The organism is Pseudomonas sp. B414 (genome assembly GCF_055408445.1).
Genome location: NZ_JBUZTQ010000010.1, coordinates 123,222 through 137,308 on the forward strand (window position 1 = coordinate 123,222; position 14,087 = coordinate 137,308).

Genomic DNA, 14,087 nt, shown 5'->3' on the forward strand with positions numbered 1-14,087 from the left:
CCTGACGGGCCATGAGCCTGTAAACCGCTCATCCAATAGGATTTGCCAGAGTACCGGGCAAACTGATATCTGTACGCATATCCAGTATCAAAAGCCAGTGGTTCGTGTTGCCAGTGATTTCCAATCCCCTCGAAGACCCGTTTTATTACCTGAAAAATTTCCAGCATGTGCTCGACTGGATTGCCGCCCGTTATGACGATGTATTGAACCTCGACGAGCAGCGTTTTATCGCAGGTTTTGCTCAACTGCCCGGCCCCTCGCAAGCATTGTGGGTGCGGATGGTGATGCGCAAGGGCGAGCACTTTCGCGCCAGCAAGCTCAACTACCCTGAGATCGGCGATGCTACCCGGGCTGCGACGGCCTTGCTGGAAGCGGGCTGGCTGGATGATCAAGCGCCTTTGGCCTTGAGCGGGGTTTTCGACGTGCTGCAAAAGCCGGAAATCCTGGCTTGCTTCGGTGCGCATATCACTCGTCCCAAAGGCAAAAAAACTGACTGGCTTGAACAACTGAGCGCCGTTTTCACCGAGCAGCAAAGCCTGGCGCAATGGCACCCCCAACTGGACGAGCCACTGTATACCCTCAATCACCGGGCGTTATGCGATCGCCTGCGGCTGATGTTTTTTGGCAACCTTGGGCAGAGCTGGTCGGACCTGGTACTGGCCGATCTTGGCCTGTTTACCTATGAAAAGGTCGATTTCAGCCATGAATCCAGGGCGTTGCGCTGCCGGGCTGATATTGAGGGTTACCTGCATCTTTACGCTTGTCGTGAGCAGTTCGAACTCAATGGCGATGCCGAGGCCGTGTTGCAACAGGTGCTCGACTACGAGGCGGATAACCGCTGGTTGCAACGCCGTCGCGCACGTTTGCTGTTTCAGCTTGGTCAGCATCTGGAGCGGGCAGGGGAGTTGGGCCGGGCATTGCAGCTGTACCAGCAAAGCCGTCACCCTGAAGCACGCCAGCGCAGCATTCGCGTGCTTGAGCGTCAGGAGCACTATCAGACGGCGCTGAGTCTGGCAGAAGTTGCGCAACAGATGCCGCTCAACGATGCAGAACATCAGCACCTATTGCGGATTATCCCGCGGCTGCGGCGCAAACTCGGGCTGGCAGCCCTGGCGGTGGTCAAGCCAAACGCCCCCGAGCGCCTCGACCTGTGCCTGCCACGGGACGCTGTCAGCAGCGTAGAACTGATGGTGATGGCGCATCTGCACGCACCCGCAGCGCCCGTGCATTATGTGGAAAACACCCTGATCAATGGCCTGTTCGGCTTGCTGTGCTGGCCGGCGATTTTTGCACCACTGCCGGGGGCGTTCTTTCACCCGTATCAGGTCGGCCCCGCGGACCTGCATGAAGACGATTTCTACCAGCAGCGTGCCGAGGTGTTCGAAAGTTGCCTGGCGCAACTGGATGATGGCCGCTATCTGAGCACTATTCGTCAGACCTTCACTGCCAAAAATGGTGTGCAATCGCCCTTTGTTGCCTGGAATTACCTGCACCACAGCCTGCTTGAAGACGCGCTGCTGTGCTTGCCCCCTGCGCATTTAAAGCTGTGGTTCCGACGTTTGCTGCTGGATATCAGGGCCAATCGCAGCGGCATGCCTGACCTGATCCAGTTGTATCCGGCGCAGAAAACCTACCGCATGATCGAGGTCAAGGGCCCGGGTGATCGCCTGCAAGACAATCAACTGCGCTGGCTGGCCTTTTGCGAGGCGCATCAGATGCCGGTGACGGTGTGTTATGTGCAATGGCAGGAACCCCAGGCGTGAGCTATCACGTTGCAGTGCGTGCCCTGTGCGAGTTCACCGCCAAGGCTGGCGATCTCGATTTGCGCTTTACTCCGTCGCCCACGGCGCAGCAGGGGATTGCCGGGCATCGTACGGTGGCTTCGCGGCGCAATGCGCAGTATCAGGCCGAGCTGAGCCTGGAGGGCCAGTACGGCGACCTGACCGTGCGCGGCAGGGCCGACGGCTATGATCCTGTGGCCAATGTGCTGGAGGAGGTAAAGACCTTTCGTGGCGATTTCACCGCAATCCCGGCCAACCACCGCCAATTGCACTGGGCTCAGGCCCGGGTCTATGGCTGGTTGCTATGCCAGAGCCTGCAACTGGCGCAGGTCGATCTGGCGCTGGTGTATTTCGATATCGTCAGCGAAAAGGAAACCCGCCTGCAGGAAACCTGGTCTGCAGTAGATCTGCAGCAGTTTTTCGAACAACAATGCGGGCTGTTCCTGGCCTGGGCCGAACAGGAGATGGCCCATCGTCAGGCACGCGATGAAGCCGCCCGCACCCTGGCCTTTCCCCATCAGCAGTTTCGTACCGGGCAACGGGCGCTGGCCGAGGCGGTGTACAAAACCGCCAGCACCGGGCGCTGTCTGATGGCCCAGGCGCCGACCGGGATAGGTAAAACCATAGGTACCCTGTTTCCGTTGCTCAAGGCCATGCCGGGCCAGCAACTCGACAAGCTGTTGTTCCTGACTGCCAAGACCCCGGGGCGCAAGCTGGCGCTCGATGCGGCGCAGGTGCTCTATCCTGCGGGGCAAAATGCACCGTTGCGGGTATTGGAACTGGTGGCGCGGGACAAGGCTTGTGAATACCCCGAATACGCCTGCAATGGTGATTCCTGCCCGCTGGCCAGAGGCTTTTATGATCGCTTGCCTGCAGCACGCCTGGCCGCTGTGGCCCGCTCGCCGCTGGATCAGCAGACCCTGCGCAGCGTCGCCCAGGCCCATGAGGTGTGCCCCTACTACTTGAGTCAGGAGATGGCGCGCTGGGCGGATGTGGTGATTGCCGATTACAACTATTACTTCGACTTTACGGCTTTGCTCTATAGTTTGGGCCAGGCCAACCAGTGGCGAGTCGCGACCCTGGTGGACGAAGCGCACAACCTGGTTGAGCGGGCGCGGCAGATGTACAGCGCCAGCCTGGACCAGCAAACCCTGAACAATGTGCGGCATTCGGCCCCGGCACCGCTGGACAAGCCTTTCAAACGCCTGAACCGTGAATGGAATGCCCTGCACAAGGAGCAGGTGGGGCCCTATCAGGTTCACTCGCAACTGCCGGCAAAATGGTTGACTGCCTTGTCGGGTTGTATCACCGCCATCGGCGATTACCTTAACGATCACCCTCAGGGATTGAGCGGCAACCTGCAGGCGTTCTACTTCGAAGCCCTGCAATTCAATCGGGTAGCGGAGCTGTTCGACGGGCATTTTCTGTTTGATATCAGCGTGCGTGAAGACGGCAAACGGCGCCTGTCGCGGCTTAACCTGCGCAATATCGTGCCTGCCGGTTTTATCGGGCCGCGTCTGGCCAGCGCGCAGAGCAATGTGTTGTTCTCGGCCACCCTGAGCCCGCAAACCTATTACGCCAACCTGCTCGGCTTGCCCGCGGACACGGTGTGGATGGATGTGGAATCGCCGTTTCAGTCCGAGCAACTGCAGGTGCAGGTGGTGAGCCAGATATCCACCCGTTTTGTCCACCGTCAAGCCTCACTGGCGCCGATTGTCGAGCTGATCGCCCGTCAGTTCGAGACGCGTGCGGGCAACTACCTGGCGTTTTTCAGCAGCTTTGACTACCTGCAACAGGTTGCCGAACTGCTCGCCGAACGCTACCCCCATATCCCCATGTGGCTGCAAGCGCGGCGCATGGATGAAGCAGCGCGCCAGGGATTTCTTGATCAGTTCACCCTGTCGAGCCAGGGCGTCGGCTTTGCCGTGCTGGGCGGGGCATTCGGCGAGGGTATTGATTTACCCGGCGCGCGCTTGATCGGCGCCTTTGTTGCGACCCTGGGGCTGGCGCAGTTGAATCCGGTCAATGAACAGATAAAGCAGCGCATGGCCGCACTGTTTGGTGCCGGCTATGACTACACCTATCTGTACCCCGGTGTGCAGAAAGTGGTGCAGGCCGCCGGGCGAGTGATCCGTACCCAGAGCGATCAAGGCACGCTGTTCCTGATCGATGACCGTTTTGCCGAGCACAAGGTGCAGCAACTGCTGCCGCGCTGGTGGCGATTGGGTTGAGGCTGCGACGTTGTGGCACACTGTTGGCCCTGCGGCGCAGAAGGCGCCTTATGTACAGTGGAGTCCCCCTATGAGCATCAAACGTTTTGGTACCGGCGCAATGGGCGCAGGCGGTCAGCCATTACCCTTCGCCCGTGCTGTCGAGGCCGATGGCTGGCTGCATGTATCCGGGCAGATTGCCATGGAAAACGGTGAAGTGATCAACGGCGGGATTGTCGAGCAGACCCACAAGACCATGCAAAACCTGATCGCCATCCTCGAAGAAGCCGGTTATGGCCTCGAAGATGTGGTGCGTGCCGGGGTATGGCTGCAAGATCCCCGCGATTTCTGGAGTTTCAACAAAGTCTTCGCTTCTTACTTCAAGAGCGAACATGCCCCGGCCCGCGCCTGTGTGCAGGCGATGATGATGGTCGATTGCAAGGTCGAGATCGACTGTATTGCCTATAAAGCCAAAGGCTGAGCGTTGAGGAGTTGAGTGTGTCGAATGCACAGGTCCACAAAGGCGCCGCCAACCCCGGCGACAATCTGCTACGTGACGTCAGCCTGCCTGCACTGGTGATCCAGCGTGATGCGCTGGAGCACAATATTCGCTGGATGCAGGACTTCGTTACCCGTAGCGGTGCAGTGCTGGCGCCCCACGGCAAAACCAGTATGGCCCCGGCGCTGTTTCGCCGTCAGCTGGAGCAGGGCGCTTGGGGCCTGACCCTGGCCACCGCCGTGCAAACCTGCGCTGCCTATGCCGGTGGCGTGCGTCGGGTGCTGATGGCCAACCAGTTGGTGGGCCGGGCCAATATGGCGTTGATCGCTGATCTGCAGGCAGACCCGGCATTCGAGTTTCACTGCATGGTCGATCACCCGGACAACGTGACGGCATTGGGCGCGTATTTCGCTGAACGCGGTCAGCGCCTGAATGTGATGATCGAATACGGTGTTGTGGGCGGGCGCTGCGGTTGCCGCAGCGAAGACGAAGTCATGACCCTGGCGGCTGCGATCAAGGCGCAACCGGCGTTGGCCCTGACCGGCATCGAAGGTTATGAAGGGGTGATTCATGGCGAGCAGGCGGTTAGCGGGATTCGCCAGTTTGCTGCTTCCCTGGTACGTCTTGCCCTGCGTCTGCAAGGCGAAGGGGCCTTTGCCCTGGATAAGCCGATTATCACCGCGTCGGGCTCGGCCTGGTATGACCTGATTGCCGAAGGTTTCGAGGCCGAGGCTGCCAGCGGGCGTTTTCTCAGTGTGTTGCGCCCCGGCAGTTATGTGGTGCATGACCACGGTATCTACAGGGATGCGCAGTGCTGTGTGCTGGAGCGGCGCAGTGATCTGCATGAAGGGTTGCGCCCGGCGCTGGAAGTCTGGGCTCATGTGCAGTCGTTGCCCGAGCCGGGGTTTGCGCTGATTGCCCTGGGCAAGCGTGACGTGGCCTTTGATGCGGGCCTGCCGCTGCCGCTAATGCGTTATCAGGAGGGTGTAGTGCCAGCGGTGGGGGATGATGTCAGTGGCTGCAAGGTCACGGCAGTGATGGATCAACATGCTTTTATGAGCATTGCCGAGGGTGTTGAGTTGCGTATCGGCGACATTATCAGTTTTGGCACTTCGCACCCTTGCCTGACCTTCGACAAGTGGCGTATGGGGTGTTTGGTGGATAAGCAGTTCAATGTGGTCGAGAGCTTTGCGATTGAGTTCTAATTTACGGCAGGGCGCATAACCTGTGGGAGCGGGCTTGCTCGCGATGGGATCAGCATAATATGCCTGACATACCGTGGTGCTTGCATCGCAGGCAAGCCAGCTCCCACAAGTTTGCGCTGAACACAAAACCGGAGCATTGCAGGGACTATTGTGGGAGCGGGCTTGCCCGCGATGCAGGCGGTGAAGTCTGCCAGGCAAACCGAGGTGACCCATCGCAGGCAAGCCAGCTCCCACAGGAATTGCAGTGGCCGCCAGATCTGATCCCGACAAGTCAATTGTGGGAGCTGCGGTATTCAGTCGCGGTAAAACACCTGCACCAGGTGATAGCCGAACTTGCTCTTGACCGGGCCATGCACCACCCGCAACGGTTTTTTAAAGATGATCTGGTCGATAATGCCGACCATCTGCCCCGGCCGCACTTCCCCCAGGTCTCCGCCGCGCTTGCCCGAAGGGCAGGTGGAGAATTTTTTCGCCAGCACATCGAAGGCTTCGCCCTTGGCGATGCGTTGCTTGAGTGATTCGGCCTCTTCGGCGGTTTTCACCAGGATATGGCGTGCTTGAGCTTTCATGAGTCTTTACCTTGGAACTGTGGGGCATAGTGCGCGGGCGCGGATTATGCCTGAGTTTTGACCTTGAGGTGATGATGGCGCGGCAGGTACAGGCATACACGGGTGCCACAGCCACTCTTGCTGCTGATACTGACATGGCCGCCAGACTGCTGGGCAAAGCCGTAAATCATCGACAGCCCAAGCCCCGTCCCCTGACCCACCGGCTTGGTGGTGAAAAAGGGGTCAAAGGCCTTGGCCAGAATCTGCGGGCTCATGCCGGTGCCGTTGTCACTGACCTCAAGCATCACATAGTCCCCCGAACTGACCGACTCCAGAGTACCGAGGTCGCTGGCATCAAGGTAGTGATTGGCAGTCTTGACCACCAGCGTGCCGCCGTCGGGCATCGCATCCCGGGCGTTGATCATCAGGTTGAGCAGGGCGCTTTCAAGCTGGCCGGTGTCGGTGTTGACCGGCCAGATGTTCTGGCCCAGTTCCAGGATCAGGTCGATATGTACGCCCTTGGTGCTGCTGAACAGCGCTTGCAGCGACCTGACCAGTTGGTTGGGGTCCAGCGGTTTGCGGTCCAGTGACTGGCGCCGGGAGAAGGTCAGCAAACGGTTGGTCAGCGCCGCAGCGCGCTGCGCAGAGTTGACGGCAGCATCGGTGAAGCGCTCCACTTCATCAATGCGACCCGCGGCGATATAACGCTTCATCAAGTCCAGGCTGGCAATGATTCCCGTCAGCATATTATTGAAATCGTGGGCAATACCGCCGGTCAACTGGCCCACGGCTTCCATTTTCTGCGCATGCCGCAGGGCCTCTTCGGCGCGTTCACGCTCCAGCATTTCACGCTGCAGTTGCAGGTTGGCCTCGGCCAATTCCCGGGTGCGCTCGGCTACACGCTCCTCAAGGGTTTCGTTCAGCTCAAGCAGGGCTTGCTCGGTGGCGCTGGCCTGCAGGCGTTGGCGCCGCCTTGAACTCTTGATTGCCATGGTATGTCCTGAAAGTGAATCGGCAAATTCTACAGTGCGACTAAGGTCCAATGAGGCGCAAGCTTAGCCTTTCGTACAATTGCGCCCCTTTTTTTGCTTGGTTGCTGGAGCTTGTACATGGTTGTTCCTTTTTCATGGTTGGCGCAGAGCCGGGTAACACGCTTGGGCGCGCTGGCAGTGTGTGCTGGCTTTGCCGCGCCGTCACAGGCTGGCGGTTTTATTGAAGACAGCAGCGCCAAACTGGAAGCGCGTACGGTGTACTTCAATCGCGATTTTCGCGATGGCAGCAGCTCCAGCCCCCAGGGCGCCTCCAAGCGTGAGGAAACCGCGCAGGGCTTTATCCTCAATGTGCAATCGGGTTACACCGAAGGTACTGTCGGCTTTGGTCTCGATGCATTGGGCATGCTGGGTGTGAAACTGGACTCCAGCCCCGCCGACAGCAACAGCGGTCTGTTGCCTTCGACCGGCAGCGATCCCCGTCGTTCCAAGGATCAGTATGCCAAGTTCGGCCTGACCGCCAAGATGCGCGTGTCGCAGACCGTGCTCAAGTATGGCGCGCTGCTGCCTGACCTGCCGTTGCTCAAGTATAACGATGGCCGTCTGCTGCCGAACATGTTCAATGGCGCCATGCTGGTGTCCCAGGAAATCAAGGACCTCAAGTTCATCGCCTCGCGCCTTGATCGCTATACCGCCCGGGACTCCACTGACTCTCAGGACCTGCGCCTGAACTGCAAGAACAAGCGCTATGGCTGCAATATCACCGCCGATCATTTCACTATGTACGGGTTGGACTACAAGGTTAATGATCGCCTGACCGCGCAATATCACTACGCAGAACTGCAGGATATCTATCGTCAGCAGTTCGTCGGTTTACTGGCCAGTCAGCCGGTTGGCCCGGGTGTGCTTTCGGCCGATGTGCGCTTGCTCAAAAGTGATGATGCAGGTTCGGCCAAGGCTACCACTATCGACAACCGTGCCTTGGGCGCCATGCTCGGCTACTCGCTGGGCGGGCATAAAGTCAGCGCCGGCTGGCAGCGCATGAACGGCGAGACGTCGATGCCGTACCTGGATGGCAGCAACCCGTATCTGGTCAACTATCTGCAGGTCAACGACTTTGCCAATGCCCAGGAGCGTTCCTGGCAGTTGCGTTACGACTATGACTTCAAAGCCATTGGCATTGACGGCCTGTCGTTCCTGACCCGTTATGTCAATGGCGACCATATCAAGGTGGTCGGCAGCAGCGAAGAAGGTAAAGAGTGGGAGCGCGACAGCGAGCTGAAATACATCGTGCAGAGCGGTACGTTCAAGGACGTCAGCCTGCGCTTGCGTAATGCTACCTATCGCACCAACTACGCCCAGTTCGCCCGTGACGTGGACGAAACCCGTTTGATCGTCAGCTATAACCTGTCGATCTGGTAAACAACAAACAGGAGCCTCCTGTGGGAGCGGGCTTGCTTGCGATGGCATCTCCTCGGCTTGCCTGATAGACCGTGTCATCTGCATCGCAGGCAAGCCAGCTCCCACAGGTTTTGCGGCGTACACAAAACTTGAAGCTTGCAGGGGCCATGTGGGAGCGGGCTTGCTCGCGATGGCATCTCCTCGGCTTGCCTGACAGACCGTGTCATCTGCATCGCAGGCAAGCCAGCTTCCACAGGTTTTGTGGTGTTCCCCAGTCCGGTATTTGCAAGATCATTTGTGGAAGCGGGCGTTGTTCAATTCAACTGCGCGCGATACGGCAAGTCAGGGCCGGTTTTGCTGCAGGTCAGGGCCGCAGCGCGGGTGGCGAAGTCGAGCATGGCGTCCAGCTGCGCTGCGCTCAGCTGTCGCAACCCTTCGAACGAATCCAGCTCATGCTCGGTCAGCCAGGCAATCAACGCGGCCTGGAAGGTATCGCCCGCACCCACGGTGTCCGCGACCTTGACCCTGCTGGCCGGGGCTGTGCGCTGGCCATGTTCGCGGCTGAACACGCTGGCACCCTGGCTGCCACGGGTCAGAAACACCAGCTGGCAACGCTGGCCCAGCCATGAACTGGCAATCTGCTGCGGGTCTTGCCCCGGGTAGAGCAGTTCAAGGTCTTCATCACTGACCTTGATCATATCGGCATAGGGGATCAGTTCGTTGATCCTCTGGCGCCACACTTCAATATCCGGCTCGGGGTTAAGGCGCACATTGGGATCGAGGCTGATCAGGCGCCGCCCGCTTTCACGCTTGACCAGAGCCAGCAGGGTGTCGCCGATCGGCTGCACCACCAGCGAAAAAGACCCCACATGCAATCCCCGTACGTCATCACCCAGTTGGGGCAAGTGATGGGGCTGCAATTGCCGGTCGGCGCAGCCTGCGCCGCGAAAGCTGTAGGCGGGCGAGCCGTTGGCATCCAGGGCGACCATGGCCAGGGTGGTCGGCGCGGCCATTTCCAGCAGGTAGCGGCTGCTGATGCCTTCGTCCAGCAGCACCTGCTTGAGACGCTGACCCAGATAGTCCGTGGAGAGCCCGGCAAACAGTGCGGTGTCGATGCCCAGACGCTGCAAGCCAACGGCCACGTTAAACGGTGAGCCGCCGGCAATGGCTTTGAATTCTACTTTGTTCGCTGTTGCACTGCTGTCCGCTTGCGCAAAAAAATCAAACAGCGCTTCGCCGCATATCAGGTACATAACAATTACTCGCTCAGGGCCGCGACCTGTTGTCGGTAGCGTTGATAAAAGTGTTCGTAGGCTATTACGTTATCGGCGTCGGGTCGGGTTTCGCCAGCCGGGTCAAGGCGCACGCAACGTCGGCACAGTTCGGCCAGGGTTTGCGGGCCAGTACACCATGCCGCCTGGATGGCCGCACCCAGTGCCGCCGCTTCGCTTTGCTCGGTACACACCACCGGGGTGGCCATGATATCGGCGACCATCTGGCGCCACAGCGGGCTTTTCGAGCCCCCACCCACCAATCGTATGGTTCGGCTTTGCAAGCCGTTGCGGCGCAGCAGGTCGAGGCCATAACGCAAGCCATAGGTGGTGCCTTCGAGGGCGGCGCGGCACAGATTGGCCCGGGTCATATTGGTCAGGGTCAGCCCCTGAAAACTGCCGCTGGCATTGGGCAGGGAGGGGACCCGCTCGCCATTGAGAAAGGGCAGCAGGCTGACTCCGGCAGCGCCAATGGCTGCAGTTTCGGCCAATTGATTGAATTCGCTCAGTTCCAGCCCGAGCAATTCGCGTACGGCACCGGTGACATTGGTCAGGTTGAGGGTGCAGATCAGCGGCAGCCAGCCGCCGCTGGAGGAACAGAAATTGGCCACCGCCGGGTCCTGACTGGCCTGGGGTTGCGGGTCAAAGGCATACACGGTGCCCGATGACCCCAGGCTCATGGTGATGATCCCGGATTCGATATTGCCGGTGCCGATGGCGCCCAGCATATTGTCGCCGCCACCGCTGGACACGACTGCCGCCGGGTTGAGGCCCAGCAGGCGGGCAATTTCCGGGCGCAGGCTGCCGACGGGCTGACGGGACTCGATCAATGTGGGCAATGCGCGCTCAAGGCGGCCTTCAGGATCGATATGGCGCAGAACATCAAAATCCCACTGGCGGGTGCGCACATTGAAGTAACCGGTGCCCGAAGCATCGCTGTATTCGCTGCAACAGCGGCCCGTCAGCCAGTAATTCAAGTAGTCATGGGGCAGCAGGATATGGGCGATTTGCTCGAAGATTTCGGGATGATGGTTTTTCGTCCAGAGCAGCTTGGAGACGGTGTAACCTGGCGCAATCACCAGCCCCAGCCGCTCCAGGGAGCCGGCTTCGCCTCCCAGCCATGCCAGCAGCTGGAGGTTTTCAGGCGAGGACTCGGTATCGCACCACAGCTTGGCCGGGCGCAGTACTTCGCCGTGCTGGTCCAGCAGTACCAGCCCGTGTTGCTGGCCGCTGACGCCGATACCTCGAATCTGCTGGCCGCTGACTCCGGCTTGAGTCAGGGCCTGGCGGGTGGCCTCTTGCAGCGCGTGCAGCCATTGCCCGGTGTCTTGCTCGCGGCGCCCGTGTTCACCCTGAATCAGGGTATGGGGTGCGGCGCCCAGCCCCAGTGTCTGGCCGGACTCGCTGTCGAGAATCAGGGCCTTGGTACCCTGGGTGCCGCAATCGATGCCTAGGTACATTATTGGAAGCCTCGGTTAAATCAGGTAACGAGCGGTGCTGCCATCGCGAGCAAGCCCGCTCCCACAAAGACAGCGCTGCACCTGTGGGAGAGGGCTTGCTCGCGATTCAGGCGACACGGGCTAGCACTTGCTCGAGGGTTTTACTCACCCCCACCTCACGCAAGCTGTTCAGGCACCACTCAAACGCCGCGACAAACTCCGCTGACCGGGGGATCGTGCTGCCAAAGATTTCTTCCACGCCCAACAGCCGCTGCACGATCAGCGCATCATCCGCCACCAGCGCCTGACAAAACTCGGCCCGCGGGTCGGGGATGGCATAAGTCTGCCCATTTTCATCAACACCCTTGAGGTACAACGCCCATGCCGCCACCACCAGCGCGGCACGCTTCAACTCGCCACCCTCGCTGATCAGCCGGTTGATGGTGGGGATGGTGAACTTGGGAAACTTCGAAGAACCATCCGAACACACGCGCTCCAACTGGTCGGCAATGGCCTGGTTGGAGAAACGCTGCACCAGGGTATTTTTGTAGGCCCCAAGGTCAATGCCGGGCACCGGCGCCAGTTGCGGGGTGACGTCCAGGTCCATATAGGCGCGCATATAGGCCACAAACAGCGGATCGTTCATGGTTTCGTGGACAAAACGATAGCCCTTGAGAAAGCCCAGGTAAGTCAGGGCCAGATGGCTGCCATTGAGCAGTTTGATTTTCATTTCTTCATAGGGCGTCACGTCGTCGGTAAGCTGCACGCCGACGGTCTCCCAGGCCGGGCGGCCATCGCTGAACTTGTCTTCCAGCACCCACTGGACAAACGGCTCGCACACCACTGGCCAGGCATCGTCGATACCCAGTTGATCGTGCAGTTGCAGGCGATGGGCATTGCTGGTCATGGGCGTGATGCGGTCGACCATGGCATTGGGGAAGCTGACATTGGCTGCGATCCAGTCATGTAAATCAGCATCGCTCAGCGCGGCAAAAGCCAGCAGGGCCTTGCGCGCCACGGCGCCATTGTGCGGCAGGTTATCGCAGGACATTAGGGTAAAGGCCCGGGTGCCATTGGCCCGGCGTTGAGCCAGCGCCGCGCAGAGCACGCCAAATACGGTAGTCGGTGCTTCGGGGTGAGCCAGGTCGTGCTGGATTTGCGGCAACCCGAGCATAAACTCGCCACTGCTGTCGTCTATGCAATAGCCGCCTTCGGTGATGGTCAGCGAGACGATGCGAATGGCCGGGCTGGCCAGCTTGTCGATCAGTGCGCCAACCCCGTCCTCGGCCAGCAGCATGTCGCTGATGGCGCCGATAATGCGGCTTTGCGTGTCTGCGCTGTCGCCCAGTTCGAACAGGGTATAGAGGTAATCCTGGTCGGCCAGATCGTCGCGTACCTTGCGGTCCTCGGCGCGCAGGCCGATACCGCAGATGCTCCAGTCCAGATCGCGGCCGCGATTCATCAGGGCATCGGTGTAATACGCCTGGTGGGCGCGATGAAAGCCGCCCACGCCGATATGGGCAATGCCCTGTTGCGTATCGCTGGCAAGATAGGTCGGCTTGGCCACTTGGTGGGTGAGATTGTCGAGGTTTCGGCGATTGAGTTTCATGGGGGCAATCTCGTGGGTTCAGGCAGCTGCGCGCAATGGTCGGGTCAGGGCCAGGCCGTCAGCATCGAATAAATGGCAATGTTCACTGTCCAGGTGCAGGTGCAACTGCTCGCCGTAGCGGCTGGCCATATCGCCACGCACGCGCATGGTCAGCGGTTCGCCGCTGGCGGTATTGACGTGGCAGTAGGTGTCGCTGCCCAGGCGTTCGCCGACATCGGCGGTCACGGTCAGGGTGCAGTCGCCGGGTTTGGCCAGGTTCAGGTGCTCCGGGCGGATGCCCAGGGTGACCGGGCTGCCCAGGCTCAGCGAGGCACCGCTCAGGGGTAGCTGGATGCGGGTACCGGCGTCCAGTTCGACCTCGCAGCCCTGGCCGTCGAGGCGGTTGATCCGGCCTTTCAAAAAACCCATCTTCGGTGTGCCGAGGAAACCCGCAACAAACAGGTTGGCCGGCTGGTGGTACAGATCCAGCGGCGAGCCGACCTGTTCGATTTTGCCGCCATTGAGCACCACCACCTTATCGGCCAGGGTCATGGCTTCGACCTGATCGTGGGTCACGTAAATCATCGTCGCTTGCAGTTCCTGATGCAGACGCGCCAGTTCCAGGCGCATCTGCACCCGCAGGGCGGCATCAAGGTTGGACAGCGGCTCGTCGAACAGGAAGATTTTCGGGTTACGCACAATCGCCCGGCCAATCGCCACGCGCTGACGCTGGCCACCGGACAAGTGCTTGGGCTTGCGCTCAAGCAAGGGCGCCAGTTCCAGGATGCGCGCGGCTTCGTTGACCTTTTTCTCCACTTCGGCCTTGGGTACACCCGCCAGGTCGAGGGCAAACGACATGTTTTTGCGCACACTCATATGCGGGTACAGAGCATAGGTCTGGAACACCATCGCCAGGTCACGCTTGGCCGGGCTGACTTCAGTGATATCGCGACCGTCCAGCTCGATGGTGCCGTCAGTCACTTCTTCCAGCCCGGCAATCAGGCGCAGCAGGGTAGATTTGCCGCAGCCCGAAGGCCCGACAAACACCACGAACTCGCGGTCATGCACTTCAAGGTCAATACCCTTGATGATGGAAAAGCCTTCGAAACCCTTTTGCAGATTCTTGATTTTCAGGTTGGCCATGATGGGCCTCCAG

10 protein-coding genes and 1 pseudogene are annotated in these 14,087 nt (G+C 59.9%); 5 read left to right on the forward strand and 6 right to left on the reverse strand.

Features of this window, described 5'->3' with window-relative positions; all coding sequences use genetic code 11:
* Positions 1–113 precede the first annotated feature (113 nt).
* From ACZRMH_RS11415 to ACZRMH_RS11430, 4 genes are all read left to right on the forward strand, one after another.
* Positions 114–1,763 carry a VRR-NUC domain-containing protein gene (locus ACZRMH_RS11415; protein WP_464013455.1) on the forward strand — a complete coding sequence of 550 codons (1,650 nt, stop codon included), beginning with the start codon at positions 114–116 and terminating at the stop codon, positions 1,761–1,763.
* A complete protein-coding gene (locus ACZRMH_RS11420) occupies positions 1,760–4,012 on the forward strand; it encodes an ATP-dependent DNA helicase (RefSeq protein WP_464013456.1) in 2,253 nt (750 codons plus the stop codon). Before ACZRMH_RS11415 ends, ACZRMH_RS11420 begins: the two co-directional genes overlap by 4 nt.
* Positions 4,013–4,082: 70 nt before the next feature.
* Positions 4,083–4,472, forward strand: coding sequence for a RidA family protein (locus ACZRMH_RS11425; RefSeq protein ID WP_464013457.1), 390 nt, complete (start codon positions 4,083–4,085; stop codon positions 4,470–4,472).
* An 11-nt stretch (positions 4,473–4,483) separates the two neighbouring features.
* Complete coding sequence (locus ACZRMH_RS11430; RefSeq protein WP_464013458.1) at positions 4,484–5,695, forward strand: amino acid deaminase; 1,212 nt, start codon at positions 4,484–4,486, stop codon at positions 5,693–5,695.
* A gap of 293 nt (positions 5,696–5,988) precedes the next feature.
* On the opposite strand, the gene ACZRMH_RS11435 is transcribed toward ACZRMH_RS11430, so the two are convergent.
* Together ACZRMH_RS11435 and ACZRMH_RS11440 are read right to left on the reverse strand one after the other, a co-directional pair.
* Complete coding sequence (locus ACZRMH_RS11435) at positions 5,989–6,264, reverse strand: peptidylprolyl isomerase (RefSeq protein ID WP_083369510.1); 276 nt, start codon at positions 6,262–6,264, stop codon at positions 5,989–5,991.
* 71 nt (positions 6,265–6,335) lie between these two features.
* Positions 6,336–7,187: pseudogene (locus ACZRMH_RS11440) on the reverse strand (sensor histidine kinase); the annotation flags it as partial.
* Positions 7,188–7,352: 165 nt separating this feature from the next.
* Here ACZRMH_RS11440 and ACZRMH_RS11445 point away from each other — a divergent pair.
* Positions 7,353–8,654, forward strand: a complete 1,302-nt coding sequence (locus ACZRMH_RS11445; protein ID WP_464013459.1) for an OprD family porin — start codon at positions 7,353–7,355, stop codon at positions 8,652–8,654.
* Between the two features lie 293 nt (positions 8,655–8,947).
* Here ACZRMH_RS11445 and ACZRMH_RS11450 read toward each other — a convergent pair whose 3' ends face one another.
* From ACZRMH_RS11450 to ACZRMH_RS11465, 4 genes are all read right to left on the reverse strand, one after another.
* Positions 8,948–9,886, reverse strand: coding sequence for a carbohydrate kinase family protein (locus ACZRMH_RS11450; RefSeq protein WP_464013460.1), 939 nt, complete (start codon positions 9,884–9,886; stop codon positions 8,948–8,950).
* 5 nt (positions 9,887–9,891) lie between these two features.
* The gene (gene xylB / locus ACZRMH_RS11455; protein ID WP_464013461.1) at positions 9,892–11,364 is read right to left on the reverse strand and encodes a xylulokinase; all 1,473 of its coding nucleotides are present in this window, start codon (positions 11,362–11,364) and stop codon (positions 9,892–9,894) included.
* Positions 11,365–11,470: 106 nt separating this feature from the next.
* A complete protein-coding gene (locus ACZRMH_RS11460; RefSeq protein WP_464013462.1) occupies positions 11,471–12,952 on the reverse strand; it encodes a mannitol dehydrogenase family protein in 1,482 nt (493 codons plus the stop codon).
* Between the two features lie 18 nt (positions 12,953–12,970).
* A complete protein-coding gene (locus tag ACZRMH_RS11465) occupies positions 12,971–14,074 on the reverse strand; it encodes an ABC transporter ATP-binding protein (protein ID WP_464013463.1) in 1,104 nt (367 codons plus the stop codon).
* Positions 14,075–14,087 lie beyond the last annotated feature (13 nt).

What these genes read in the sequence shown, in the direction of transcription:
- ACZRMH_RS11425 (WP_464013457.1), top strand. Translation starts at nt 4,083, where the DNA reads ATGAGCATCAAACGTTTTGGTACCGGCGCAATGGGCGCAGGCGGTCAG.
- ACZRMH_RS11435 (WP_083369510.1), bottom strand. Translation starts at nt 6,264, where the DNA reads ATGAAAGCTCAAGCACGCCATATCCTGGTGAAAACCGCCGAAGAGGCC.
- ACZRMH_RS11445 (WP_464013459.1), top strand. Translation starts at nt 7,353, where the DNA reads ATGGTTGTTCCTTTTTCATGGTTGGCGCAGAGCCGGGTAACACGCTTG.
- ACZRMH_RS11450 (WP_464013460.1), bottom strand. Translation starts at nt 9,886, where the DNA reads ATGTACCTGATATGCGGCGAAGCGCTGTTTGATTTTTTTGCGCAAGCG.
- xylB (WP_464013461.1), bottom strand. Translation starts at nt 11,364, where the DNA reads ATGTACCTAGGCATCGATTGCGGCACCCAGGGTACCAAGGCCCTGATT.
- ACZRMH_RS11460 (WP_464013462.1), bottom strand. Translation starts at nt 12,952, where the DNA reads ATGAAACTCAATCGCCGAAACCTCGACAATCTCACCCACCAAGTGGCC.
- ACZRMH_RS11465 (WP_464013463.1), bottom strand. Translation starts at nt 14,074, where the DNA reads ATGGCCAACCTGAAAATCAAGAATCTGCAAAAGGGTTTCGAAGGCTTT.